1 protein-coding gene and 1 pseudogene are annotated in these 599 nt (G+C 36.4%); both read right to left on the bottom strand.

From position 1 onward, the window contains the following. The coding region (locus HP439_RS19340) for a DUF3307 domain-containing protein (RefSeq protein ID WP_172391938.1) at positions 1-334 on the bottom strand (334 nt) is incomplete at its 3' end. Beyond that, a pseudogene (locus tag HP439_RS19335) lies at positions 331-599 on the bottom strand (hypothetical protein); the annotation flags it as partial. The gene HP439_RS19340 and the pseudogene HP439_RS19335, both read right to left, overlap by 4 nt.

Raw genomic sequence — 599 nt, 5'->3', positions numbered from 1 at the left:
AAAGTTCATATCGATAAACAATAACCGATAAAATTACCGCGAGATGAGCACATTGATCGATTAAGAATAATCGAAAAGGAAACTGGGGGTACTGTTTCTCTATGGATATTTTCAGACTGTCAATAATCAGATGCGTGCACAGGACAAATAAAATAACATCCCAAAAGATTGGCAATTGATTTACAAATAATACCAATAATAATAAAGCGTGAATTCCGATATGCAACAACAAGTAACCGACGTTTTCTTTACGCTTGCGAACCCAACTTTTCGATTGAAACAAGAAATCACCTATCAAATGAGCTAGAAGCAATTTTAAAAACAATATACTCATAAGGCTAACATTTTTTTCGTACAATAATCTAGAGCACGTTGCATCTTCGAAAATCCAGCTTTTTGAAGCTCCGTACTTACTTGACTTTGATGCCTCTTACCGAGAACTTTGGCAAGATCAACCTGATTTAAACCTTCATGTATAATAGCACCTTTAACCGTGGCTGCTATATTAGGCGTCCACCGATTACTGATTTCCGTTATTAACGGTAAGATTGTATTACAAAGTGCATCAAGCTCTGGATTTGCTGAGCGAAGGTAAGCAG

Source organism: Sphingobacterium shayense, from assembly GCF_013179575.1.
Classification (GTDB): Bacteria; Bacteroidota; Bacteroidia; order Sphingobacteriales; family Sphingobacteriaceae; genus Sphingobacterium; species Sphingobacterium shayense.
The sequence above is the reverse complement of the archived record's forward strand: the minus strand, read 5'-3'. Positions and strand labels throughout refer to the sequence as shown.